Raw genomic sequence first — 25,668 nt, forward strand, 5'->3', positions numbered from 1 at the left:
CAACCACGGAGAAAGACAATGTCCGCAATATCGCCATCATTCGATCAGCGCGGCTCCTCCAGCAATTCATCTCTCGCCGATGTGCGAAGCTTCATCAGGGTGGGGCAAGAGAACTCGACGTCCATAGAACTCTACTATGAGGATCACGGCTCGGGTCCGCCGGTCGTATTGATCCACGGTTGGCCGTTGAATGGCGACGCATGGGAAAAACAGACCGCCGCATTATTAGCCGCTGGCCATCGCGTGATCACTTACGATCGCCGCGGTTTCGGCCGATCCAGCAAGCCCGCGATTGGATACAACTACGACACCTTCGCAGCCGACCTCGACGCGGTGCTTTGCGCGCTCGACCTTACCGGCGTTTCTCTAGTGGGGCATTCGATGGGCACCGGCGAAATCACCCGGTACATCGGCAAGTTCGGCACCAAGCGGCTTCGCAAAGCCGTACTCATCGGGACTCTTGGACCCTTTCTGGTCAAGGCACTCGATAATCCTGAGGGCATTGACGCCAGCGTGTTCAGCGGGATCCAGGCCGGAATCAGGACCAATCGTCCAGCCACGCTGATGGCGTTCCTGAAGAACTTCTACAGCGTGGGCGGCGCTGACGGAAAACTGGTCAGCGATCTCGTTATCCAGGCCAACTGGACCGTGGCAATCGGTGCATCGCCCATCGGAACACTGGATTGCGTCGATGCCTGGATCGAAGATTTTCGCAACGATATTGTGCGCAACGATTTGCCGACGATGATGATTCACGGTGATGACGACCGTATCCTGCCCGCCGACGTCACATCCAGAAGGCAGGCGAAGATGATCAAGGACGTTAAGTACATCGAGATCAAAGGCGGCTCTCACGGCCTGCCGTGGACGCATGCGGAGGAAATCAACGCCGCACTCGTGGAGTTCCTCGCCTAATTCGCGTCGAAGTCGGCCGGGGTGCGGGCCGCTGAGCCCCAGGCACCTGGGCTCTTCCTGAAGGAGGACGTTATGAATCGACTCGAGAAAGTGCTGTACACCGCGAAGGCCCACAGCACAGGCGGGCGCACCGGCATGTCGCGGAGTTCCGACGGCCGCCTAGAGGTCAGACTGTCGCGGCCCGGCAGCCCGGGCACCGGCACCAACCCGGAGCAGCTCTTCGCGGCCGGCTGGTCCGCGTGCTTCGATTCGGCGATGGAGTTCGCCGCACGCAACATGAAGATCACGCTGCCGGCCGATCACGCGGTCGACCTCGAAATCGATCTCGGTCCCGAAGGGGGCGCCTTCAGCCTGGCAGCTCGCCTCTATGTGAGCCTGCCGGGGATGGAGCGCGCGACGGCGCAGCGCCTTGTCGAGGCGGCCCACCAGGTGTGTCCCTATTCGCGCGCAACGCACGGGAACATCGCCGTCGAAACGACGCTGGTCTGAGGCCGCCCGGATGAGAGCAGACGGTGACCGGCTGATATCCATCCGCACCGATCGAGGTGAAGACGAATGATCTACGAATTGCGGATCTACCGATGCGGCCGGTGCTCTTCTGGTGTCGATCGTCAGATCACGCCGCTGCACGGCAAAATAGCCGGGAGAACATCATGTCGAGCGAAATCAACCACGAGCGTCGCCGCTTTTTCGGAGCTGCGGCCATGACCCTCGCCGCCGCCCAACTCGGTTTTGTTCGCCCAGCATCGGCACAATCCAAAACGGCAGGTCCGGCAGCGGTTAGTACTGGGGAGTACTTTCCGGGCTTTTCGACTGAATTGGTCAAGACGAGAGGAACAACGATCCACGTTTTACGAAAGGGCGCCGGTCGGCCGCTGCTGCTGCTGCACGGTTACCCAGAAACGCATCTGACATGGCACAAAGTGGCACCGCAGCTGGCGGAGCAGTTCTCTGTGGTCGTGCCGGATCTCCGCGGCTACGGCGATTCCGGCAAACCTCACGGCGGCGAACGGCACGAGAACTATTCCTTTCGCGCCATGGCCCAGGACCAGGTCGATGTGATGCGACATTACGGTCACGAGCGCTTCCTCGTCGCGGCTCATGATCGCGGGGCGCGCGTGGCGCACCGGCTTTGCCTCGATCACCCCGAGAGCGTTGAGAAAGCCTGCCTTATGGACATCGCGCCTACCCTGACAATGTATCGGGGGACAAATCAGGAGTTTGCCACCAAATATATGTGGTGGTTCTTCCTGATTCAGCCTTTTCCGCTACCCGAACACATCATCGGACTCGATAAGGAGTTTTTTTTGAAGGAGATGTTCGGGGGCCTGAACAAGACTCCGGGAGCGATTGCGCCGGACGTGATGAACGAATACGTGCGGGCGTTTTCGAACCCGGATGCCATCCATGCTTCTTGCGAGGATTTCCGAGCCGCCGCCAACATCGACCTGGAAATGGACAAGGCCGACGACGAGGCCGCTAGAAAGATCAAATGTCCACTGCATGTCGTGTGGGGCACAAGGAATACAGTCGGCTCCTTGTGGGACGTGCCTGCTACTTGGCGAGAAAAAAGCGCCGCATCGGTGACGGGAAGAGCTCTCGATTGCGGTCACTTTCTGCAGGAAGAACGTCCCCAGGATCTTCTGGCGGAGTTGCGCCAATTTTTCAGTTGAGGAGCTGGAGCATGCATTATAAATTGGTCGATGAAAAACCCAAAACCTTCATTCTTGTATTCGAAACGAACGATGAATTGGCGCGCGGCCTGAGGGATTTCGCATCCGAACAAAGGCTTGCTTCGGCGAGCTTCAAAGCCATCGGCGCTCTTTCATCCGTGAGGCTCGGATGGCTCAATTGGGAAACCAAACAGTACGAGCAGTCCGTTTTTCTGGATGAGCAAGTCGAATTGTTATCTCTGATCGGCGACGTTGCCTTGAAAGACGTTGAGCCCCTGGTTCATGCTCACGCCGTAGTGGGCAAGCGCGATGGCACAGCCCATGGTGGACATCTTTTGCAAGCTCACGTTCGTCCGACATGCGAACTGGTGTTGACGGAGAGCCCGGTTCACCTGGGGAAAGAATTCGATCCCGCAGCGGGTATCCCGTTGATCAAGCTTTAGCTCCTATCGCTGGTGGAGATCGAATGTTCGCGAAGTCGACGAAGCGAGCCACTCCCGAGTTGTCTCGCGTTTTGGGCCAGACAGCTATCTTGTCGCAGGCGACGTAATCGCAAACTCATACCGATGGCTGGTCAAGCGACACTAACGCCTGGCCGCGTCATCCTGTGGACTGTCGTTGAATAGAAACCAACGCTTGGAGGCTCTGATGGACGCAACGAAGGAGAAAGCGCAGATTCGGCTCACTCGCTCATCGAGCGCCTATTGGCGGGTCACGTTCGACAATCCTCCGTTGAACGTCATGGGTCCACAGTTCGTTCGTGAGCTTAGAGAGATCATAACGGCCGTCGCGGCTGATGAGGCGGTCAAGGTCCTGGTCTTCGAAAGTGCCGTTGAAGGATTTTACTTGAATCACAGTGATTTCCGCGCCGATTTCAAGGATCTGACCAACTTGTCTCAAGGGCCGACAGGACTGGAGGCGTGGCCGGACATACTCGTCCGAATAACGCGCATTCCCGTCGTGTCGATCGCTTTGATCCGTGGGCGGGCGACAGGGAACGGAAGTGAGATCGCCTTGGCCTGCGACATGAGCTTTGCCAGCCGCGAGAAAGCAGTTCTGTCGCAGTGGGAAGTGGGGGTCGGCTTGGTCGCTGGGGGAGGACCCATGGCACGCCTGCCACGGCTAATAGGCAGACAAAGAGCCTTAGAGGTGCTCCTGAGCTCCGATGACATCGGAGGCGACCTGGCTGAAGCTTATGGCTATGTGAACAGGTCGCTCCCGGACAGCGAACTCGATGGGTTCGTCGACGCGCTGGCGAGACGCATCGCGTCGTTTGACAAGTGGGCGATAGCGAACACCAAGCGCCTCGTAAATGCCGCCAGCCTGCCCCCGGACGTCGAGATCGCTGCCGGCTGGGACACCTGCATGGTCTCGATCGGTCGGTCGGCTGCGCAGAGCAGGATCAAGGCTCTATTTGAGCGAGGGTTTCATAAGCCCGGAGACGCAGAAAATCGCCTTGGGATCCTATTTGGGGCAGCTCAGCGACTGAGGATGACGCGCGCGAAGCACGCGCGCCCGAATTTTCAATACACATCAGAGAAGGATACCGACTATGGATCTACTTGCTTTCGCGAAAAATATTGCAGACCGCGTCGAAGCGCAGTCAGCACACGCCAAAGTGCCGGTCGCCGTTTGTGTTATCGATATTCACGGCAACATCATTCTCAAGCATCGCATGAGCGGAGCGCCGACCTTCTCGATCGATATATCGGAGCGGAAGGCTTACACGTCCGCGTTGGTGGGGCTTCGAACGGCCGAGCTGTCTCCGCTCGTGCAGCCGGGCCAGGCACTCTTCCCTCTGATGGGGCTATCCGAGGGAAGGTATTGTTCAATGGGCGGCGGAGCGCCACTCACCAAGGAGGGCCAACTGGTCGCAGGCGTCGGCGTGAGCGGTGGCACTGTCGAGCAGGACGTTGCCATCCTTGAATCGGCGCTCCGAGACGCCTGAACGCCTGCCCTCACCGCGACATCGGGAAGGCAGCACATCACGTTTCATGGCAGTAAAGGAAATCATCAAGTGAATATTCCAGCCCTGCTTGCCCTCTCAACCGCCGCAGCCTGCATGACCGTCCAAGTATCAGCACAGGATTTGCGATCGAGCCGACGTTCGATTTCCTATCACGCGGCTGAAATCGACGGGCTCAAGATCTTCTACCGTGAAGCCGGGCCGGCCGATGCGCCGACCGTGCTTTTGCTTCATGGCTTTCCGTCCTCTTCGCGGATGTGGGAGCCGTTGCTGCCTCTCCTCGCCGACAAATATCACCTCGTCGCCCCTGACTATCCAGGATTCGGCAACAGTAGCGCGCCGCCTCCGTCCAGCTTCGAGTACACTTTCGACAATCTCGCGAAGGTGATGAATGGATTGGCGACAAAACTGGGGATCACAGACTACGTCTTGTTCATGCAGGACTATGGCGGGCCCGTTGGCTTTCGCATGGCCCTCTCCTATCCCGAGCGCATCCGCGCCGTCATTATCCAGAATGCAGTTCCGCATGAACAAGGACTGAGCCCACTCTGGGAGGCGCGCAAGAAATATTGGGCAAATCCAGCGCTCGAGCTCGAGAACCTCAAGGCGAACTTCACGTCGCTCGAGGCGACGCGCCTGCGCCACGTCGGATCCAGCGCGTATCCAGATCGCTACGATCCGGACACATGGACAGACGAGTACGCATTTCTTACCCGTCCGGGCCAGATAGACATCCAGACCACGCTGTTTTTAGATTACAGGACCAACGTCGCCTCCTACCCGCTCTGGCAGAAGTGGCTTCGCGACACGCAGCCGCCAACATTGGTTGTCTGGGGAAAGTACGACCCTTCATTCACCGTTGCCGGGGCAACCGCCTATGCGGACGATGTGCCGAAAGCGGAAGTCCACATCCTCGACGCCGGACATTTCGCGCTCGACGAAGCAACCGATGAGATCGCCTTGCTCGTTCGCAGCTTTCTTGACCGCCTCAACAAATGAGACGTATCGTCCGAACCTGACGACAGCCATAAAGGCCGCAGCGAGGCGACGCACAAAACTCGCCTTATCGTCGTATTGGCGGTCATCCTGATCATTATCGTCGTTCAGTTTGGACCAACATTCGTCTTTCGTTGAGCGAGGCGTCGATCCTGCGTCCATCTGAGCTGTCTCCGCAACACCGATCGGATTCACAGCCGATCGTGGCCGGAGATGTCTGGATCGATGGAAACTGCTGAAGCAGAGAGCCCAATTGATGGTTGTCACGGGGCAGGAACAGGTGACGCCAACGGCTTGCCCTTCTCAATAATATAGTGGGCTAGAGCCTTGAACGGCTTGCCGCTGACATTGCAGTCGTTATGGGGAAGTCCGGCCGGGATCAGCACGGGTTGTCCGGCTTTGACAACCAGGTCCGGCTTGCCGGCGAAACTGATGCGAACCTCTCCCTCCAGGAAATATGAGCTTTCGAGCCCGGGATGAGTATGCCATCCGGAACAGCTACCTGGCTCCATTTCGGCAATTACCATCACCGTCTCATAACCTGGTGGGAAGTCGCCGGTCTGTAGCACCGCTCGTTTAAGTAGACCTTGTTGCCCCTGTTGGGCGACGGCAGCGACCCCAACAACAGATGCAGCAATGACAACGAGAACGACGGGTTTCCAGGTCATGATCACTTCCTTTTAAGCTGCCGGAGCGATGTGAGTGGCGCCGGTGGCGATGTGCTTAAGTGACCTTGTCAGCCTGCGGGTCACCCTGCCATCCAACCTTGAGAAGGAGTTAGTCATATCTGCGTATGAGTGGGGACAGCGCGGGCGTGTAGGGTGATGCGCTGAAACGCCGAACCATCAACGCATTCGACACCGACGGTGCTTACGCCAGGTTGCTATATTTTCGAGACCGCCGCCAAGCCTCGCCGTTCCACCACGGTAATCTGGAGGTGTTAGAGAACAGACCCTCAGGTCTGATATCTTTGCCGCTTTCCTTTGTTAAAAGATCCAACGACCTTCGCGCAATTGTGAGATTGCGTAGTGAAGGATTTAGGTCTGTGGACGGAGGATCGGTGATGATTAAGCATACAAGAACGGCAATCATGTCAATTCTGGTCGCGTCTTCGCTCTCGGGAGGCGGTACGTGGGCAGCGACCACTGACTCGAAGCTGCCGGACCCGGCGGCCGCTGGTTTCGCCGAAAAACTTTATCGGTTGGATTGCGGCCACTCTCTTGCCAACGACGAGTCGGTGTGGACCCCTGGGAAAAACGTTGGAAAGAGTATCGAATTCTCGTCAACTTGCTGGCTGATAAAGCGGGGAGACCAATGGGTGCTCTGGGATACAGGTGTCCCTCAATCCACGATAAACGATCCCAAAGGCTGGTCGACGCTGCCTAAATTGATCGTCTACCATCTGGATAAGACGATAACGAGCCAACTCGCCGACCTCGGACTCAAGATAGGCGATATCAACTATGTTGTGCTGTCCCATACCCATGGCGACCACATCGGCAACGTTGGCTTGTTCCCGGATTCAAAGATTGTGATGCAGCGGGTGGAGTATACCTGGATCAGCTCTCCAGATGGACCGAACGACAACGTGAATCAATTGAAGGCTCTCGCACGTAACCTCATGGGAAAACCAAAACACCTGCATTTAGTCGACGGCGATACGGACCTGTTTGGCGACGGCAGCGTCTCACTGGTTTCGACACCCGGACACACCCCCGGCAGTCAATCCTTGTTGGTTCATCTGAAGAATTCCGGCTTCATCATTCTGTCCGGCGATGTCGTTCATCTCGAAGAAAATTTCGAAAAAAATATCGTGCCGTCCCTGAATACAGACAAGGCAGCGTCAATCGCCTCCATGGACAAGGTCAGGCGGATGATCGCGACGTACAACGCCAAACTGTTCATCAATCACGACAAGGCACAAGAAGATATGCTGAAGCTGCTGCCAGCATTCTACGACTGATGCTTTCCAGCCGTAGGCGCGGCCCCGGCATTTCCGGGGCCCTTTGTATTGTCGCTCATATTGCCGAGCGAGATGCCGCCTTGTGCCGGGACCGTGTGGATGCGCGTCGGAAAGACCTTGGTGACACAAGCGGTTCGCAAGCCCGATGCCCCCACGCCCGGCGCGGCGCGCATCCCGGCGCCGCCGATCACGACGTCAAAGCTGTGTTCGACGATTTCGTAGGCTTCGGTCATCGCTTTATTTCCAGCGATAGGCCCTGATGACATCCGGATCGGGGTCGATTCCGAGACCAGGCCCCTGAGACACGGAGATCCGGCAGTCCTTCGGGCTGAGCTTGTCACCATAGATCGTTGCTTCAAGGTCGAACCAACGCCACTCTATCATGGAATCAGGGGTACCAAGTGCAGCAGTTGCGTGTATCGCCGCCAGCAGACCCGGGCCGTCATAGAAGGAGTGCGGCATCACCGGGATGTTATGCACAGAAGCCAGAGGGAAGACTTTGATCAACTCAGTGACGCCGCCCATTTTGGCCGGACTTGGCTGAACGAAGTCCACCGCCTTCGCGGTCAGCATTCGTTCGAAATCCATCAGCGTGTAGACGTTTTCGCCGGCGGCGATCGGAATGCCGCTCATCTTTCTCAATTCGGCAAGGCCGTCAAAATTCTCCGGAGGCCAAAGCGGCTCCTCCAGCCATTTCAAACGAACTGCCTTGAGTTCCTCCGCGATGGGCCGCGCCTCGTGCAACATCCAGGGACAGTTGACGTCGAGTGTCAGCTCGATATCAGGCCCCGCTTCCTCGCGTGCGGCGCGCACGGCTGAAAGTTCTATTTCATGAAGCTTGAGTGTGCTAAAGCCTGCGTCGATCGCTTGCCGCACGCTGCTGCGGACAAGGGAGGGATCGGAATAGCGGACCATGCTCGCATAGCAAGCGATATGGGCCGCGCCGCCGCCCAAGAGCTGGCACAGCGGTCGTTTGGCGGCCTTGCCGGCGATATCCCAAAGGGCGATGTCGACAGCAGAGATGCCAAAAGCCAGGGCCCCGGCCCGTCCGAAGACGTGCAGCTTCTTCTGCACGTCCAGCATCAGCGGGCCGATCCTGCTCGCGTCCTGCCCGACGCACAGCGGCGCAATCAGCTGATCGATCGCAAGCTTCGCGGAAGCGACCGCGCGAAAACCAAAGGCCTCGCCCCAGCCGACCAATCCTTGATCGGTTGTCACCTTGACGAGCAGCGAATCCGCCGCCGGCAGATTGCTGTCGCCCCAGGCGGAAGCATCGGATTTGGTTCCGGCCTTGAACGGGATGCGCAACGGGATGGCCTCGATGCCGGCGATGATCATTTTCGAAGACCCTCCTACGCGGCCAACCGCTGTCATTCTCGTAACGGCCTTCAGGCCACGACACCTGCAATCGCTCGCCAATTAATCGGATGGAGGCGACTTCAGCGCGGCGGGTCATCACGCGGGTCGTGATATTCGAGACCGAGCGGGCCAATCGCCGTCACCTGGGTGACGTATTCGCCCGATTTAGCCCAATGAAAATGCCAGGTCTCGCCGGGCAGAACGATCACACTGCCAGGCGGATAGGCCTTTACCTTGTCGCCGTCAAAAGTCTCCCCGAGCCCAATGTAAAAGACGCCAGACATGACCGTGTAGATGCGATCTTCCGGATGCTTGTGCGGCATCAGTTTCGTACCGTCGGGCACCTTGACCCTAACCACGTAAGGTCCGGCTTCGGCGGGATGCCCGACCAGGACGGCAAGACGAGCCTTGGGCGGGAACGCCGGAAACGGCTTCCAGTCGATTTCCTCGGGCAAGATCGAACGGAATACAGATTGATCAGGTTGATGAATGCGAGCCATGGCGGCTTCCTTTCCGACACTTAGCTGGTCCGTAGTCACCGGATCAGCTTCACGGAATCGCTGGCAACGGTACGACCGGCGTTGCAGCGATAATGTTCTACCCGCTCCTCTTTGAACCATTCAACGTTGGGACGACGTCGCTCATATCAATGTATGAGTGAGCGCCGCGCGGTCTGTCAGCTAAAAGCAACAGCACTCGCTTCCGCGTTTTCCGAGGGCTTGTACGGCGACAAGCTGCGGAGGAACGAGATGGCGCCGGAGCGTCCCTATCGCGGTGCCACGCGGCGCTTCATTCAACGACCGCAATACAGGAGAGAGTCATGAAGGTACTAATGGTTATCACATCCCACGACCAGCTGGGTAACACCGGACGAAAGACGGGCTTTTGGCTCGAAGAGCTCGCAGCTCCCTACTATGTCTTCAAAGACGCCGGCGCTGAGATTACACTCGCATCCCCGAAAGGCGGCCGACCGCCGCTTGACCCCAAGAGCAACGAGCCTGACATGCGCACTGACCTTACGCGTCGGTTCGAGAAGGACGCAGCTGCGGAATCGCAACTCGCCGCGACGGTTCGCCTTGACAGCGTCAGACAGGAAGACTTCGACACCGTCTTTTATCCGGGCGGGCACGGTCCGATGTGGGATCTCGCCGAAGACAAGAATTCCGCCAGGCTGATAGAGTCCTTCCTTGCCGCCGGCAAGCCCATCGCGATCGTGTGTCATTCCACGGGTGCGCTGCGTCACGTCAAGGCGCCGGACGGCGGGCCTCTGGTGCAGGGCAAGGAAGTTACCGGCTTTACCAACGGCGAGGAAGAAGAGGTCGGCCTCACCCACGTGGTGCCATTTCTGGTCGAAGACGAAATGATGAAACTGGGCGCCGTGTTCTCGAAGAAGGCCAACTGGAACGTTCACGTGGTCAGCGACGGCCTGCTGATCACGGGACAGAATCCGCATTCCTCAGACTCGGCCGCGAAGACGCTGATGGCGGCGTTGAAGCAAAAGGGCAAAGCGGCTGCCGCCGCGCGGGCTTCGTAGACCGAAGACCAGCCGAACGATCGCGTACACACATAATGCAGAGCGTGTTAGCAACGTTCCGATCGACCAGGTTCGAGCAACGTGTCCGCGCCAAGGTTTGGACGCCCCGCTACGTGGCCTCCCCCCGCGGAGCAGGAGCAGCCCCATGATCGAGGCTGCCCTCAACGCAGTTCAGCGGTGTCTGGCGGCACCCAGACTGCGAGCCTCATCTTTGAATTCATCTAGACGTGGCACCAAGCGGCTATGCAGCCGATAGAGCAACGTCCGCCAGAAGAAAACGGGGCGGCCGGTCAAGTTCGAACTTACTGAGTCTACCCGCCAAGCCATAGATGACTACCTGAGGTAACCGGCAAGAAGCCGGGCGACCGTCTGTTCACCGGCCGTAGAGGCCCCGGGTGCAGCCCTGACCGACCACTCGGCAATATGCGCGGCTGTTATCGGGTTGGCTGGCCGGTATAGGGTTGGATCCCCACCTGTTTGGAACGCATTCGCTCCGTCGAACAAGGGCGACCCTCATCTATCGGCGCACGGGCAACTTGCGAGCCGTGCAGCTCCTCCTAGGGCACGCACCGTCCGGTACCTGGGAATTGAAGTCGACGATGCGCTCGCAATAGCAGCGCAGGTCGACGTCTGAAGTGACCGGGCAGCGGACATGCTCTGCCCCTCACTTCGAGCGGGCTTCGGGACAACAGCGGACTTAGACGTTTGACCGATTCTCCTGTCGGCGAACGAGAAGCGCCGCGCATGGGCTCAGCGCCCTTCCCTGAGGGGGCTCCCACAGGCTCGCTCCGGCGTTGGGTCCTCGGATACCAGGCGCTTCGCGAGACAAAAAACGTGGTTCTCGCCGCGGGGTGGAGTAAACTGAGCTTCTCATTCTGGTGGGGCGGCTTGACCGCCGGCGCAGGCCGGCGTTGTGGCGCTGTAACCAGTGATGATTGTGGCCAAATGTGCGTGTGAACGCCATGGATGTCTCTGTCTGGCTGCGCAGCCTCGGCCTGGAACGCTACGGGCAGGCATTCCGGGAGAACGCGATCGACGAAGCAAGCCTGCCCAAGCTGACGGCCGAGGACCTCAGAGACCTGGGCGTGACCGCGGTCGGCCATCGCCGCCTTCTCCTCGATGCGATCGCCGCGTTGCGAACTGAATCCAGGTGCGAGGCCACCGAACATTCGGTCGAGCCCGACCGCTCCGCCGCCAAGGCTACGGAGGCCGAACGCCGCCAGCTCACGATCATGTTCGCCGACCTCGTCGGTTCCACGGCTTTGTCAGCGCGGCTCGATCCGGAGGAGCTGCGCGACATCATCGGTACCTATCACCGCTGTTGCGCCGAGGTTATCACCAGCTCAGGTGGCTTTGTTGCAAAATATCTCGGTGACGGCGTGCTGGCCTATTTCGGTTACCCGCAGGCGCATGAGGAGGACGCTGAACAAGCTGTGCGCGCGGGTCTCTCGCTGATCGAGGCGGTGGCCAAGCTCGATGGCCTGTCGACCTTGTTGCGCGTGCGCGTCGGTATCGCCACTGGCCTCGTCGTTGTGGGCGATCTGCTCGGCGAGGGTGCTGCCCAGGAACAGGCGGTCATTGGTGAGACCCCCAATCTTGCGGCCCGGCTCCAGGGGCTTGCCGAACCAAACGCGGTTGTCATCGCGGACAACACGCGCCGTCTGCTAGGCGGCCTGTTCGACTATCGCGATCTCGGCCCATTGGCGATCGCCGGTATCGATTTTCCGGTGCATGTCTGGCGGGTCCTAGGTGCGAGCACGGTCGGCAGTCGGTTCGAGGCCCTTCGGGCCGTCAACACGCCGTTGATTGGCCGCGAGGAAGAAATCGCGTTGTTGACGCGACGTTGGGAACAAGCAAAGGCCGGCGACGGGTCTGTCGTCCTGATCGTCGGCGAGCCGGGCATCGGCAAGTCGCGCATCGCCCAAACGCTGCTGGAGCAGCTGGGCAGCGAGCCGCACACGCGGTTGCGCTATTTTTGTTCGCCGCACCATCAGCATAGCGCGCTTTATCCCAGTATCACCCAGCTCGAGCAGGTAGCCGGATTTCGACGCGAGGATACGGCCGAGACCCGCCTGGACAAGCTCGTGGCGGTGCTGACTCTGGCAAACAAGGAGCTGAGCGAAGCCGTTCCTTTATTGGCGGACTTGTTGTCGATACCGACCGGCGACCGCTACCCGCCGCTCAATTTCACGCCACAGAAGCGCAAGCAAAAAACGCTTGAGGTGCAGCTGGCCCAGGTGGAGGGACTCGCGGCGCGGCAGCCGCTGTTGATGCTATGGGAAGACATTCACTGGAGCGACCCCACCACGCTGGAGTCGCTGGATCTCCTGATCGACCGGGTGGCGACACTGCGGGCCATGATCATCGTCACCTTTCGACCCGAGTTTGCGCCGCCCTGGGTCGGCCGCCCACACGTGACATTGCTCAGTCTCAACCGCCTGCCGCCCCGGCACCGCACCGAAATGATCACGCACCTGACCGGTGGCGAGACCTTGCCTAGGGAAGTTGCCGACCAGATCGTAGATCGCACGGATGGCGTCCCATTGTTCATCGAGGAACTGACCAAGTCTGTCATCGAAAGCGGATGGATGGCCGGAGGAGGAGAGCATCTGGCGATTCCGGCTACGCTCCAAGCCTCGCTTCTGGCCCGGCTCGACCGGTTGGCGCCGACGCGGGAAGTGGCGCAGATCGCGGCGACTCTCGGGCGGCAGTTTTCCCATGAGCTGATCAGCGCGGTCGCCGATATGTCGCCATCGCGGCTGGAGGATGCTTTGGCGCAGCTTATACGCGCGGAGCTGGTGTTCCGGCGCGGAGCGCCGCCTGATGCCTCATACACCTTTAAGCACGCGCTGGTGCAGGACGCCGCCTATAGCACCATGCTGCGCGCCCGACGGCAGCAACTGCATGGCCGCATCGCCAGCACGCTGGAACGCCAGTTTCCGGAGATTGCTGCGGCTCAGCCTGAACTTGTGGCGCAGCACTGGGCCGTAGCTGGCGCCGTCGAAAAGGCAATCGAGTATTGGGACAAGGCTGGCCGCTTGGCCGTGCGACGCTCGACGATGGCCGAGGCCGCCACGCACTTTGGCAAGGCACTCAACCTAATCGCAAACCTGCCGAAAAGTCCGGAGCGGGAATCCCACGAGCGTTCGCTTCAGCTCGCGCTCGCCGGCGCGCTGACGGCGGCCAAGGGATGGGCATCACCCGAGGCCGGCCAAGCATACGCTCGTGCTCGCGAGCTGTGCCGTGACACTCCGGAAGGGGCCCAGGTAGCGACAGCATGGTCCGGCGCCCACTCGTTCTTGCACAATAGCGCAGAGATCCGCGCGGCCCATGATCTGGCGAACGAATTACTCCTGCTTTCCGAACGCCGAAGTGACAGGGACATTAAGCTTATAGCGCACCGAAACCTGGGCATCAGTCTTTTGTTTCGTGCGCAATTCAGTCGCGCGCTTCCCCATCTGCGACAGGCGCTCGATTTCTATGACCCGGCTGAGCACCGACCTCCGAAGCTGACACCCCACGATCCGCGCGTTAACTGCGAGAGCTTCATCGCCTGGATACTTCAGCTGCTCGGACGACCGGACGAAGCGCTGGCGCAAAGCCAACGCGCGCTAGCCTCCGCGCGTGAACTGTCGCATCCTTATACATTGGCGTTCGCTCTGCACGTCAATTGTGTCTTTCACCAGCTTCGCGGCGAAGCAGCTATCCTTGAGGAACGAGCCGAGGAGCTGGTCGCACTCGCCACCGAACTCGCTTTTCCCCACTTCGTGGGATCAGGCACCTGTTTCCGGGCATGGGCCACGCTTGAGATGGAAGGATCCATCGACGAAGCCATCAGAAAAATGCAGTGGGGGCTGGCGACTAAGCGAGCAACGGGGGCCGAGATCAAAGTGCCTTACTACCTTGGTCTACTAGCGGAAGCACACAGGCGCGCGAACCAGAACGCCGACGGGATCGGCCTGTTAAACAAGGCCCTGGAGGTGGTCGAACGAACTGATGAGCGGTGGTACGAGGCGGAGCTGTATCGGCTCATGGCTGAGGCGCTGATCACCGGGTCGGATCTAGACGACGCCGAACGCTGGCTGCATCGCGCGCTTCACACAGCGAAGAAACAAGGTTCGAGATTCTGGGAATTACGGGCCGGCACGAGAATGGCTCACCTCTGGCGTGGTCAAGGCAGGCGAGCCGAAGCCCACGATCTGCTCGCACCGATTTACCGCTCCTTCACTGAAGGCTTCGATACGCGCGACCTCAAAGAGGTGGCCACGCTATTAGCCGAGTTGGCGTAGAAAGAGCACTTTTTTTTCGAACCCGCGACTTCTGCTTGGGGTCAAACTGAGAAGTCGGAACGCACAATCGTGAGGTCCGCTTCACCCCCCGTCACCGGACTTTCGATAGCCAGCCCGACACTTCCGAAAAGGGCCAAAAGGAGACGTACTGAAGCGACGCACGGTTATGCGAGCAACGATAAGGAGGCGGTTGCGCAGTTCCCGTGGCCCGTTCAACTCTCGGTCGAGGCGTGGGAATATCGCCGGCTAAGGCTCCGGCGGCGACGCCCGTCGGGGTTCACAATCTAGCTGGCACTTTTTTGAATGGCGGTTGGCAGCGTGTCGGATTTGTGCTTTTTGCAATAGGCCGCAACCTTTTCCGAATTCTTTTGCAAACGGTCGTAGTCCAAGACATTATTTTTTGCGGCCGCGTTATAGTAGCCGCTCATGAAATACCTTACGAAATCCCGATCTGCTGAACCGTATCCTAGCCAATTTCCACAAGTGATCTTGTTCATGTCCAGCCTGATCTGAGCCGCGGCTGGCGCTGAGGCCGCGCCTATCAAAATCACAGAAACGACAAAAGTCCTGCATCTCATAACGATCCTCCAAACTCTCGAGCCCTCAATTCTTGCCTACCGATTGTTGCAAGCCATACATAACGCTTTCCGCTGGATGGTATTGGCACCATGCCTTTACGTTGGCGATATTTTGTTGATGCAAGGCAAGATCCACAAAAGTCCTGCTGTTCTGATAACTGAACCAGCCGCTCATCCAGGCAGAAAATTTATCCGACTGTGACTGCGGCATAGCGAGATATTGGCTACATATGATCTTGCCCATATCAATGGTTACCTGCGCATTCGCAACGATCGGAACTATCGAGACAGCAAACGTCAGACTGATCAATCTACATCTCATCGGGGTCGTCCTTGATGCTGATCTACCCGGGATTATGGAGAGCACTGCGGCCACAACGACGCAAGAAAACGGAGTGTCGCGCCCGCTCATGTTGATCTAGATCCGCTTGGGGTCAGACTCGGAAGTCGGAGCGCTCAACCGTGACGTCCGCTTCACCCCCGACACCGGACTTTCGATAGCCAGTGCGGCACGTCCGAAAAGGGCCAACAGGTGACGTTAAGAGGCCACCAACTGAGGCGGCCTTACTCTGTCGGCTCAGTATGCAATGCGCTTCGCACTGCTTGATCAACAGCGCAATGCCCTCCAGGGTCAGTTGATCCGTGGTCCGCATGGATAGTTCCCTGTAGTGCGCGATCCTCTTGTCAAACTCAGCGCATTTTTCACACATGACGGCTTCTTCGTCCTGGCAGCCCTCAATGACGCGACGTTGCGGCATAGACAAGAAGCAGCGGAACTATTCGTGTTCAACCCGACAGACGAGGAACGCGGCGTATCGATGGGAGCGCCATGGGATGTGAGGCAAAGGCGTTAGAGCGTTCCTTGCCGGACGAGGCGCTCAGTATCGTCGCGCGCGGACATCGACCGTGGATTAGACGAGCTGATCGCTCTGCCAAACGTGCCCGATGCCCCATGACTTAGGCAGCGCCGCCAAATGCATTCTGAGTTACGCCGACTGTCACCCACCAGACCGTGTCAAATACGTATCCAAGGATCCAGCTAATCGGTCCGCCACTTGTCTGGCGGACAGCGTGGACTGCTTTTCGGGATGAAGCGAGCCGACGGAATTCACGACCAGCCCACTGCAAGCAAGAACAACTATCGCAATCGCGGCGAGATATTTGGTCCTCATGACGATGGTCCCTTCATCGCCCCATGAACTAACTGGGCATTCTCAGAAATGGTTCCCGCGCGCAACGATGGCATCGAGCGCGAACTTGGTAGGCCTTGTTGGATGAGTCGACCTCCCACTCCGGGTTCCTCCGAATGGAACATCGCGTCGCGATCAGAGATCGAAGGAACGAAAGCGCACGCCAGGCTTTAGAGAGACACGAGACCGCCGCTCGCTGGTAGAAAGGCGGCGCATGTCGCGGATAGCCAAAGGTCGCTACCAAAGACCCGCTGTTGTGAAAACGAGCGCTCGCGCAGATAGCCAAAAGCGGGGGTCTCCGGTTCCATTCAAAAGTCGCTGGCCGTGCCTCCATTGAGGTTGCGGAGGGGTGGCTACGGTGTTGGACATGGCTGGCGCTGGCTTTACCGGAACGAAAGCAATTGCATGGACCATCGAGTTGACCTTGACCACACGCACAGCCGCGCCATCGTTCGAGAGATCGGCGAGAGATTTGGCGCGTCGCTGAAGCCAGAGCCGGGACTACCAGAGGGACTTAGACAGCAAATCGACCGGCTCCGAGAATTGGAGGAGCCATCACCAGCGATCATTCCAGCGGGTGAGCGCTGGGACAAGGTTCGCCCCTTGCGCCAAAGACGGTTCGGCCGAATTGGATGAGCAATGCCATCGGCGAAGCGCCGTGCGTCAAAAATCCTGAATGAGTACGGCGCGGCGCAAGCCGAATTGATCGGCAAAGCCGTCGTCCTTACCGATGGAAAAGCAGGCACGGTCGAACACGTTTGGCTGGATGAATTGCACGGGCTTCGGATTTCGATCAAAGGTCATGACGGAAGATGGCCGGTCTCAACCGTCAAGATAACTGAGAACTAGACCCTCGCACTGGCTGCGCGCTGTACAGCACGACGCGATCCTTTCAGATCAGTCCAATCAAGATGAAAAGAGCGATTTCGGCCAGGAAAGTGACGCTCATGATCGCGACCGTGAGGAATACGTCGCTCGCCGAGAAAGGGTTCATGAATGCCTCGCATCTTGCGAAGCCCCAAGAGTAAATCATTCAGGCCAGAAAATGTTTCGGTTCCCCAGACGCGATGCGAGCGGCGCGGACATGCGAGGTGGCCTAAGGGCAAGGCCCGATTAGGGTCAAACTCGGAAGTCGGGACGCGCAACCGGGACGTCCGCTTCACCCCCGATACCGGACGTTCGATAGTCAGTGTGGCACGTCCGAAAAGGGCCAAAAGCCGATATGCTGCGGTTTATTCGGCAGGGTTCCTTGCGCGATACAAGCGTACCGAATGGCTTCGCCGCGACATCCCGATGAAACCAAAGCCGCGTACGCTCATTCCGCTGAAAACCACGGAGTGTCTCATGGCTTCGCCGTCACCAACTTCGACGGCGCCTTCAAGTAGCTGACGGGAAATCGCGACGATGAACCAACATAACGTTCAAAGCGACCCATCGATACGCGACTCTTTCAATCTGAGTTCTACCCGTTCCGCAGTCGGTCTCTCCGTTGGGAGATAGTCAACATGGCATCACCCGGAAAAATCCAGGAATACAGATCGCGGGCACCAGATACGATTGCGGCGAAGTTATTCAACTTTGAGGTCGGCAAGTTCGCCATAAAGCCGGGTCCCCGTCATGCACGCAATCGACGCGATGCAGTTCGTGGTTGGCGATCTGACCGATGTCCGTGCGACGAGCGCGGTGCGTAATCGCGTGATCCTCCGGTTGGCGGACACCGAACAGGATATCCAGTCCACCCGTGAAGGCACTCCACCCGGGATAGAACGAGAGAGAATGATCCGCCACGTAACAAGGCGAGACAACAATTGCCCGCCCGCTTTCAATCTCCGGCACGGACTCTGCGTTAGTTTGATGCTGGGAATTTCAGCGCCCCAGTTCAGTAACGAAACGCCGCCGGGCGTGTATTTGTGAGACCGACAGCGTCTTTTTGGGATTAGCGCGACGTAAGCCCCCAGAAGGCAATGAGCAGCAGGGCGCAAGCGCCCAGTCCCATCAGCGGCACGACGGCTTCCAGCATCATGGCCGAATCAACTCCGCCGTTAGCAAGCATGCGCGCGAGCGGAATTTTTGTCGTCGTCAAAGGTGGCCTACCAACCAATGAAAATGGCGCCCGTAGGATCCTTTAGAGCGCCTTGCGCGTTGAGGTCCCATCGAGGGGCTGAACCTGAAGGTGGGTTATGAGCGACGTTCCTCGGGATATTCAAAGAAAGTTCGAACGGCGGTGGGCCGCCAGATTTGCGCGGCCAGTGGAAGCGCGCCGGCCCGAAAGGCATCAATCTAAAAAGCCGGATCAGCCCCTCGCCGCTCCCCCCAAAACCCACAGAAGACCCGCCGAATTGAACCGGCGGGGTTGAGCGCGACCACAGTTCCAGTTCGTTAGCCCACTCTCAGATTTTCCGCGGACGTCTTGCCCCGGTTTTCCTTCTCTTCGTAACTCACCTTGGCGCCCTCTTGAGGCTGCTGAGGCCGGCCTTTTCTACGGCCGAGATGTGCACGAATACGTCCTTGTCGCCATTGTCGGGCTGGATGAATCCAAATCCCTTGACTGGATTGAAGCATTTCACAGTACCTGTCGCCACGTCGCTCTCTCCCTTTGCAGTGACTTGCAGTCGAGGGGGACAGCGCATCACGCCGCAAGGAAAAACCCGCCGGGCGTGAACCGGCGGGCTTGTCATCGGCCTATGGCATAGGCTCTGCAGTTTAGGCTGTGCTGGGGATTTCACTGTCCCCGTTAACGCCATTCCGTTAGACGCGCCAATAGCTTAGCCGGGGGCAAAGCCTGCGGTTCGCTGTGTTGGTCGAGGATCGATCCGTGCGTATCAGGATTGTAGCCTTCGGAGTAATTGGCCTGCTCGGTGTGGGCGCTGTTGCAGCGTTGGCTACGAATCTCGCGCCCGCATTGCCCGCGATGGTCTCCTACCCCGTGGCGGAGACCTCGAGTAAGAGCGACCGCCTTCCATTGAAAGCCGAGCCCGAGGCTACCGGTGCGGCCGTCGCGAATGAACCCGCGCAAGCGCACGGGGTTGCCGCGGTCCCAATCGGTGCTTCACCGACAACGACTGCCAATCCCAAAGCCCCCGTCCAATTCGCTGTCACGCCCCGCCAAGCGAACAGCGGAAGGAGCCGTTGAAGATCATTTCTCGACATTGGCATGATCCCGCAGACACCAAATACAAATTGACGAAGCGAAAAGCGGGTGCCGAAAACAGCTCACCGCCAGTACGGCCCGAAACGCCTCAACAGGCCAGCGAGAAGAAAGACTGCAGCCAGAGCGGGTTGGACACCTTCCTGCGGTCAATCAATCTAAAATCGCGATGCGCTACATAAGAGCTAGCTTGAAAAACGACCCCGACGCGGGCGGCGCGCCGAGGTCGCCATTCCCGCGCCAGTCTATCGGTCGCAGAAGCTCCGAAGGCAACGGCCTTTTACCCTGCTCGCAGCCGGTTCGCCCCTTGTGAGGCGGAATCGGAGCCGAATGAGGCGCCGACGTACTCATGAATTCTGCAAAACGAGCGTTCGAGGACCATTCCACGTAGCGAACGAGCGCGAAACCAAGCACGAGCAAAACAAGAAGCACAGCGACCACCGCGGCCGCGTTTGTTCCATTCTGGCTACTGGATAATAGCATCGCGATTCTCCCGACACCGAATTTGCGCCGTCATTAGACCGACCCGCGATTTGCAAATGTGAACGATCCCACATTTCACGCGCACTTGATGCCGTTAGTAAATCAGCAACCGAACCGGCGCAGGCTTCTTCTGGGACGGGACCGTTGGGGACGCAACGCGGTCGCGTTTCGGGGAGGAGCTTGGCGCACGGGCCCTGGCGCCGGCTCCTCATCTGTTAACTTTGTATGAACGCCGTCACATTCATCTGTCCTGGATCATGCTAGACTACCGTCACTGGGGATTTCAGGGCCCAGGGCTGGAAGAACAGAGCGCCGCCGGGACGTGCATTTCGAGCCCGGCGGCGTACTTTTTCGCAATCGCCTCGTCAGGTCCGATCGCGCGCGCAGGGAGATCGCCCACTTATCCGCAGTATGTCCGCAGCATATCCATAGGGGTTGAGGAGCGTGAAACGGCGCTGCGCCAATGACTTGCTGCGCAGAAACGCGCAGGCAAGAAAACCCGGTACCAAGCGAAGAATTCTAGGAGCGCCCGCCGGTTCAGATCGTGTCCTAACTAAGCACGCTACTGGTCCGCCGCCCCCGGATACTGCCGATCACAAAAGGAGCGACCCCGGCAGGGGCGCCCTACGCAACGAGCTGAATTGCCCAGCCCGGCAGATGAACAGCAAGGTTGGGATTAGGTCCGCCGCTCGTGTGGTGGTCAGCACTGGAAGATACGGACACTACTGCCACTGCTTGACCGTCTCGATTGATGGCCGGCGATCCCGACATGCCGCCGTGGATCCCGTGGTCGGCGCCGTGGAACCAAACTCCGCCCCCAACGTGTTTGGCGCCGCAAGGGTGCCACTCGCCGTCCAGCGAAAGCAGCCAAACATCGTCCTCTGGATCGCATGTGCCGACCTCGACGGTGTGGCAGCTATCGACAAGCGAGAGATAGGCATCAAACGGTTCTGGAAGCTCTTGCCCGTCCGGCGGCCCGAGAATGGCAAGGTCCGAGACGGGATCGACGAAAAGACACTCGGCCCATACCGGGCGCTCGGCAGCGCCAAGCGGGCTCAACAGGCCTTCATACGTCCGCTCTTCGGTGTAGGAGGATGGTATCGCCGGTGGCATTGCCGGCAAACAGTGCGCAGCAGTTATAATTAGCCGATCGTCCGGGCCCTCGATCACAAACCCGCGGCCACCGCCCACCGAGATCACCGCTCCGCGTGCCTTGTTGAGATCAAGCATTTAATTTCCCTCGTGGCCTCGCGTTATAACAGAGGCTACCCATCGGGTGAGATCCGGCGGGAAAAAATAGCAACTTTGGCATAGGCACTGACGTTTGCTCGCGCTTGGGAATCTTTCAGGGCCCAGGTTTTGGAGTGAACGCCGCCGGGCGCGTATTTCTGAGACCGGCGGCGTAAATTTCCGACTAGAAGTCGATAGACCCGCCGGGCGTGAACCGCCGGGTGCACGCCCGGCAACGGGTAAGGACCCGCTCGTAAGCACGCGCATGCCACCGGCGCTGACAGCCGCGGTCGAGGCCTGGGCGAGGCAGCAAAATGACGAGCCTGGTCGCTCCGAAGCCATCCGCCGGCTGGTCGAGATAGGGCTAAAGGCGAAGGGAAAATAATAATGAAGCCGCTAATCGGACTTATCGCGCTGCTCTTTACGACCAGCGCCTTTGCTCAAGCTGCTCCGCAGAGGGCCGCTAAAAGGCCGCCCGTTCAGGTCAGGCCGCAGGCGCCAACGGGCTGCAAACTAGTTGGCACGGTCAGGGGCACAAAGATCTGGGCGGGTGACTGCATCGGTGCAGCGCCGGCGGCGGCCCAGACTCCGCCGCCGCCATCCCCAGCGGCACCGCCCCCAAGCAACGTCGGCGCACCCGCAGAAAAGCAGTAATTTCCGCACCACTTCGAGCGACTAGTCAGATCATGGCTCCGTACCAAATCACGAGCGCGAAGATCACCAGCAAGACGATGGTGATGATCTGTTCACCGAGGGGTATCGGCTGTTTGTCCATGACCCGCGCCGAATCGAAACGGCCCCCCGCCGGGCTTGGGGACCACAACGGGGCCGCTTCATTGGGCGCCTCTTTCCGGAGGAGCGCCATTCACGATACCGGGAAAAAGTGGCAATCAGTACTGCGCTAGCGGGCTACTCCAGAAGGTGTCCTAGATCACCGCAGGCCGCCGCAATGAAAAACCGACAACTGAGGCGGGCCTTACTTCTCAGGCGGTCGCACCGGCCCGGCCAGAAATTTGTAGGTTGGCACCCAAGCTGAGTTCCAGGTTTCCAGCGTTGCGCCGCACAGTAGGCATTCAAAGCTGCCGATTTCGCGAGCCGGGGCGATGGACTCGGAGTGGCTGTAAACAGCTCCGCACCTGCAGGTTCGGTGGTGCGATTCCATCGCCTGCTTATGAGCCTGAAAACCCAAACAGGCCACCTAACAAATCAAACTAGTGCTGTCCGAACCAGGACACTTGCGCTGGGAACCAGGACACTGTTGCACGCAGGCTATTGCGGGAGGATTAGAGAGAGAGACGCAGTATCGAAGCTGCCGACCTCCAAGAGATAAATCGGCGGATCAGGCAACGGCCCCAGGCACCGGCCCTCCCCAGGCCCCCAGACGTGCTGGGGCCGTTTCTATTTGGAACATGGGCGGGCGACTACGGTGACATACAGGCCAACAAATCACCTTGCGAAGGCCGCTCCATCACGCTGTCATGCTGGTGGGTCCTTGGAGCGACACCGGGATGTATAGCTCGCCTCGCACCATCTTTCCCAACCCCCGTCGGTCCCAGACTCGGCGGGGGTGTTATTGAAAGACAATGTCCTGCTGCCGGATGTGTTCACTCCCGCTCCGCAACCAACTCAAATTTCGGCCGTAACTCTCTGCAGATCCGCTCGAGCCGAGAATGCAACTCGTAGAGATCCTCCGGCGCCGCCACCACGGTTGTGCGAAACCCGAGCCCCTTGTCATCGCTGACCTGAAAGAAGGCGGTCAATCCAAACCGTTCTAGGATCAATTGATGCAGCTGGTCCTTGGTTATCTTTTGCTTTTGTGGTGACATTGAAAAAAGCCGATGTTTAAAATTGCTTCCTTTTGCTTCTTCGGTAGCAACACGGCAAGTGGCTTGCGGATCATCGGTCGACGCCGCCGCGTGACGGCGTTTAATTCCAGGCCTTGACCAATTCCTCGTTCGCTCGCGCCCACTCGCCGCGATTCCTAGCGGCTTCTCCCGCGCGCGATCGGCGCGATCATCAGCGCATGCCCTAGCGCCGCAAGCCCGCTCGTCACCATTTTAACGCTGATTAGGAACGATTCCAGGTCGGGAAAATTAGGCAACAGTGGATGCGTTTTTCAGCCCCCAAGTTGGCGCATTCATTTACTACCCCAAAGTCCCGGCGCTCCTCCCCAGAGCGCCGGGACTTATAGTTTGGGCCGCGCGCCAAATCAAAACGGCGCTGATCGGAATCCAAAGGGGCCGCTCCACGCGCGGCCCCTTGCCGGTTTAGTTTCGAAAATCTGTTCGGGATAAAATCTAGCCTCGGCAAGAGTTAGACTAGAGTTTTCAACAACCTTGTGGGACTCCGGGAAACTACGGTGTTTCACCATCGGAACCGTGCCGCGAATGAGCTAAAGGGATGGGGAATTCTATAGAGCGGCTGTTTCTAAGGCCCCGCGGCGCATCAACCTACGCCCGATTCAGCCTTCCCTTCCCGGCATGACACGGGACTGGCTCACCATCGCGGGATACGCTTCAATCGTGCTCGCCGCGCTCGTCCTGCTTATCGTTTTCATTTGACTGGACGAATGACTAGCGGAATTCGGCAAGCCTTTGGCCGCTGGCACAAGCTGCACTAGGCCCCTGTTCCATGCTTATTCTATGTTAAGCGCCCTTCAGTTTGGGCGTTTTCCATGAGTGAAATCCTCGTCCGCGCGGGCTTTGTCGTACTGGGATTGCTCCCCGTCGTCATCGTTGGCGTTGCCATATTATTAAGGTGAGCCATCATCCTAGGAACATCGCTCCTCTCTCAGTAAGCGTTCAGAGGAAATCCGCCCATGACTCCTTTGCTGGCCAAGCTGGAAAGATTTGAGAGTCTCGCCACGGAGTGCGACGTGATCGCTAGCCGGGAGGCGGATGGAAGCAAGCGGGAGCTCTACTTGCGACTGGGGGCGCACTATCGCCGGCTAGCCTGCGACATGCGCAGTGTAATCGCGACCGTCGACGCCGCCGCGTGACGGCCTTTAATTCCACGCCTTGACCAATCTCTTGGTGAGCAAGCCGTCATCACCGCGATTGCTAGCGGCTTCTTTATGCGCGCGATCGGCGCGATCATCCGCTTACGCCGTCACGCCGCTACACGAAATGGTCCGGCCGCTCCTTTCCGCCTGGAAGCCCCGCGGAATGGCTCGCTGACGGCCACGTTAGCTGCAACATCCAATGCCACGGAGGTTGCGGTCGGATGGTGGATGTACGGCTGGGCGACCTACCGCAGGATTAGCCATGGTCGCGCGCCGGTTGGCGTTTGGTGTGCAGTGTATGCGGTGCGGTCGGCGCTGTGCACATCGTTCCGAACTGGCATGACATGGGAGGCCGCGTGCCATTTTCAGAAAATTGGAGATCGTGAGCAGGCCCGCTCTCAGCGTGTCCGCTCAGGCGTGGAACGGAACCAAATAAGGGATTGCCGCTTTTGCTATTTGAATTGGTTCTGGGGAGGATGCGAATGAGCTACTACTTCGATAAGCTCCGTAGGGGATCGCGGTTGCACCGCGCTACAATCGTCGATGATCGTACATTCTCAATCCAGCCCGCCGGAAATGGTTTGAACGACCTAGGTGCTTTCCAGCGCGTGGCTCAAGCCACTGTCCACCACGAAGGCGAAGACGGATATCGGATACCGCTCAAAAATATTACAGGCTCAATCTACGATCTCTTGGTCATTAAGCGGGATAGACGACTGAAAGTTCCGAATTCGCTTCGAAACATAACCAGCGACCCCAACGCCGGACGTTAGTCACAGCGCCAGGGATCGCTACTCCCAAGGGGCTGAGGAGCGACTGGAAGCTGGAAACCCGACTCTTGCCGTATCCGTTCGTTCCTACGAACAACGATCAGCGAGCTAACCCCTCAGAGGTAAGAAAAGATTGCGCGCCTGCGCAGTATTCTACTCGTCAGGATTTTGCACTTTACACCTTGGGGCTAGAGCCAACGCTGCCCGTTTTAAGCGGGCAGCGTTGAGCCCTAATCCCCGACTGTGATTGGTACGACATCTCCGCGCACCTCTTGCGGCTGGTATGAGACTGCTAAAATGCCATGGTGGGTTTATGCCGGGGTCGCGATCGCATCGATCGCCGCCGGCTTCGGTATCGCTGCTGCGCGCGCCGGCCGGCGCGAGGACTGGCTGCGCGACGAGGATGTGAACCGGCAGATCGACGAACGCCTCGAGGGCATGGATCTGAGGAGCAGGCCGCGAGACGAGCCGTAGATTCGCAAAACCCGCCCTCGATACCTATCTCGGGAGCATGCCAAAATTTGAGTTCTGCCTGCCGACTGTTGGAGAGGTGGTCCCGGCCGGCCCTGAGTG

21 protein-coding genes and 3 pseudogenes are annotated in these 25,668 nt (G+C 58.8%); 14 read left to right on the plus strand and 10 right to left on the minus strand.

Annotation, left to right across the window (positions count from 1 at the left end; genetic code table 11):
• The first annotated feature begins 18 nt into the window (after positions 1-18).
• The 7 genes and pseudogenes from G6P99_RS31985 (at position 19) to G6P99_RS32015 (ending at position 5,553) form a co-directional block, all read left to right on the plus strand.
• Positions 19-915, plus strand: a complete 897-nt coding sequence (locus G6P99_RS31985) for an alpha/beta fold hydrolase (RefSeq protein WP_165124774.1) — start codon at positions 19-21, stop codon at positions 913-915.
• Positions 916-987: 72 nt separating this feature from the next.
• Positions 988-1,404 carry an organic hydroperoxide resistance protein gene (locus G6P99_RS31990; protein WP_165124777.1) on the plus strand — a complete coding sequence of 139 codons (417 nt, stop codon included), beginning with the start codon at positions 988-990 and terminating at the stop codon, positions 1,402-1,404.
• 164 nt (positions 1,405-1,568) lie between these two features.
• Positions 1,569-2,588: an alpha/beta fold hydrolase gene (locus G6P99_RS31995; protein ID WP_246709670.1), complete on the plus strand. Its 1,020-nt coding sequence runs from the start codon at positions 1,569-1,571 to the stop codon at positions 2,586-2,588.
• 11 nt (positions 2,589-2,599) lie between these two features.
• A complete protein-coding gene (locus G6P99_RS32000; protein ID WP_165124780.1) occupies positions 2,600-3,031 on the plus strand; it encodes a PPC domain-containing DNA-binding protein in 432 nt (143 codons plus the stop codon).
• A gap of 175 nt (positions 3,032-3,206) precedes the next feature.
• A pseudogene (locus G6P99_RS32005) lies at positions 3,207-4,061 on the plus strand (enoyl-CoA hydratase/isomerase family protein); the annotation flags it as partial.
• A gap of 79 nt (positions 4,062-4,140) precedes the next feature.
• Entirely contained in the window at positions 4,141-4,536 is a 396-nt protein-coding gene (locus G6P99_RS32010; RefSeq protein WP_165124783.1) for a GlcG/HbpS family heme-binding protein, read from the plus strand.
• 69 nt (positions 4,537-4,605) lie between these two features.
• Positions 4,606-5,553, plus strand: coding sequence for an alpha/beta fold hydrolase (locus G6P99_RS32015; protein ID WP_205751523.1), 948 nt, complete (start codon positions 4,606-4,608; stop codon positions 5,551-5,553).
• Between the two features lie 260 nt (positions 5,554-5,813).
• Here the strand turns inward: G6P99_RS32015 and G6P99_RS32020 are convergent, their stop codons facing one another.
• Positions 5,814-6,218 carry a cupin domain-containing protein gene (locus G6P99_RS32020; protein WP_165124786.1) on the minus strand — a complete coding sequence of 135 codons (405 nt, stop codon included), beginning with the start codon at positions 6,216-6,218 and terminating at the stop codon, positions 5,814-5,816.
• 422 nt (positions 6,219-6,640) lie between these two features.
• Between G6P99_RS32020 and G6P99_RS32025 the strand changes: the two genes are divergently transcribed.
• On the plus strand, positions 6,641-7,513 hold the full coding sequence (locus G6P99_RS32025) for an N-acyl homoserine lactonase family protein (protein WP_246709672.1): 873 nt from the start codon (positions 6,641-6,643) through the stop codon (positions 7,511-7,513).
• Positions 7,514-7,569: 56 nt separating this feature from the next.
• On the opposite strand, the pseudogene G6P99_RS32030 reads toward G6P99_RS32025, so the two are convergent.
• The 3 genes and pseudogenes from G6P99_RS32030 to G6P99_RS32040 all read right to left on the minus strand — a co-directional run.
• Positions 7,570-7,779: pseudogene (locus tag G6P99_RS32030) on the minus strand (FAD-binding protein); the annotation flags it as partial.
• On the minus strand, positions 7,751-8,851 hold the full coding sequence (locus G6P99_RS32035) for a mandelate racemase/muconate lactonizing enzyme family protein (RefSeq protein ID WP_165124795.1): 1,101 nt from the start codon (positions 8,849-8,851) through the stop codon (positions 7,751-7,753). The pseudogene G6P99_RS32030 and the gene G6P99_RS32035, both read right to left, overlap by 29 nt.
• Before the next feature lie 101 nt (positions 8,852-8,952).
• Positions 8,953-9,372 carry a cupin domain-containing protein gene (locus G6P99_RS32040; RefSeq protein ID WP_165124798.1) on the minus strand — a complete coding sequence of 140 codons (420 nt, stop codon included), beginning with the start codon at positions 9,370-9,372 and terminating at the stop codon, positions 8,953-8,955.
• 320 nt (positions 9,373-9,692) lie between these two features.
• On the opposite strand from G6P99_RS32040, the gene G6P99_RS32045 reads away from it, so the two are divergent.
• Together G6P99_RS32045 and G6P99_RS32050 are read left to right on the plus strand one after the other, a co-directional pair.
• Positions 9,693-10,406 (plus strand): type 1 glutamine amidotransferase domain-containing protein, encoded by a 714-nt coding sequence (locus G6P99_RS32045; protein ID WP_165124801.1) that lies wholly within the window; start codon positions 9,693-9,695, stop codon positions 10,404-10,406.
• A gap of 962 nt (positions 10,407-11,368) precedes the next feature.
• A complete protein-coding gene (locus G6P99_RS32050) occupies positions 11,369-14,695 on the plus strand; it encodes an adenylate/guanylate cyclase domain-containing protein (RefSeq protein ID WP_165124804.1) in 3,327 nt (1,108 codons plus the stop codon).
• Between the two features lie 284 nt (positions 14,696-14,979).
• On the opposite strand, the gene G6P99_RS32055 is transcribed toward G6P99_RS32050, so the two are convergent.
• Together G6P99_RS32055 and G6P99_RS32060 are read right to left on the minus strand one after the other, a co-directional pair.
• Positions 14,980-15,273: an HdeA/HdeB family chaperone gene (locus G6P99_RS32055; RefSeq protein ID WP_084518493.1), complete on the minus strand. Its 294-nt coding sequence runs from the start codon at positions 15,271-15,273 to the stop codon at positions 14,980-14,982.
• 25 nt (positions 15,274-15,298) lie between these two features.
• Positions 15,299-15,583, minus strand: coding sequence for an HdeA/HdeB family chaperone (locus G6P99_RS32060; protein ID WP_223974847.1), 285 nt, complete (start codon positions 15,581-15,583; stop codon positions 15,299-15,301).
• 1,519 nt (positions 15,584-17,102) lie between these two features.
• Between G6P99_RS32060 and G6P99_RS32065 the strand changes: the two genes are divergently transcribed.
• Positions 17,103-17,312 (plus strand): PRC-barrel domain-containing protein, encoded by a 210-nt coding sequence (locus G6P99_RS32065; protein WP_165124807.1) that lies wholly within the window; start codon positions 17,103-17,105, stop codon positions 17,310-17,312.
• Between the two features lie 768 nt (positions 17,313-18,080).
• Positions 18,081-18,377: a hypothetical protein gene (locus G6P99_RS32070; RefSeq protein WP_165124810.1), complete on the plus strand. Its 297-nt coding sequence runs from the start codon at positions 18,081-18,083 to the stop codon at positions 18,375-18,377.
• A 22-nt stretch (positions 18,378-18,399) separates the two neighbouring features.
• On the opposite strand, the gene G6P99_RS32075 is transcribed toward G6P99_RS32070, so the two are convergent.
• The 4 genes and pseudogenes from G6P99_RS32075 to G6P99_RS32090 form a co-directional block, all read right to left on the minus strand.
• The gene (locus G6P99_RS32075; protein WP_165124813.1) at positions 18,400-18,546 is read right to left on the minus strand and encodes a hypothetical protein; all 147 of its coding nucleotides are present in this window, start codon (positions 18,544-18,546) and stop codon (positions 18,400-18,402) included.
• Between the two features lie 296 nt (positions 18,547-18,842).
• Positions 18,843-19,045, minus strand: a pseudogene (locus tag G6P99_RS32080) (cold-shock protein).
• Between the two features lie 1,673 nt (positions 19,046-20,718).
• Positions 20,719-21,324: a trypsin-like peptidase domain-containing protein gene (locus tag G6P99_RS32085; protein WP_165124816.1), complete on the minus strand. Its 606-nt coding sequence runs from the start codon at positions 21,322-21,324 to the stop codon at positions 20,719-20,721.
• A gap of 1,604 nt (positions 21,325-22,928) precedes the next feature.
• Complete coding sequence (locus G6P99_RS32090; RefSeq protein WP_165124819.1) at positions 22,929-23,150, minus strand: hypothetical protein; 222 nt, start codon at positions 23,148-23,150, stop codon at positions 22,929-22,931.
• Between the two features lie 1,657 nt (positions 23,151-24,807).
• Here G6P99_RS32090 and G6P99_RS32095 point away from each other — a divergent pair.
• Together G6P99_RS32095 and G6P99_RS32100 are read left to right on the plus strand one after the other, a co-directional pair.
• Positions 24,808-25,098 carry a hypothetical protein gene (locus tag G6P99_RS32095; RefSeq protein WP_165124822.1) on the plus strand — a complete coding sequence of 97 codons (291 nt, stop codon included), beginning with the start codon at positions 24,808-24,810 and terminating at the stop codon, positions 25,096-25,098.
• 294 nt (positions 25,099-25,392) lie between these two features.
• Positions 25,393-25,569: a hypothetical protein gene (locus tag G6P99_RS32100; RefSeq protein ID WP_165124824.1), complete on the plus strand. Its 177-nt coding sequence runs from the start codon at positions 25,393-25,395 to the stop codon at positions 25,567-25,569.
• Positions 25,570-25,668: the final 99 nt, after the last annotated feature.

Source organism: Bradyrhizobium sp. 6(2017) (assembly GCF_011058295.2).
Classification (GTDB): Bacteria; Pseudomonadota; Alphaproteobacteria; order Rhizobiales; family Xanthobacteraceae; genus Bradyrhizobium; species Bradyrhizobium septentrionale.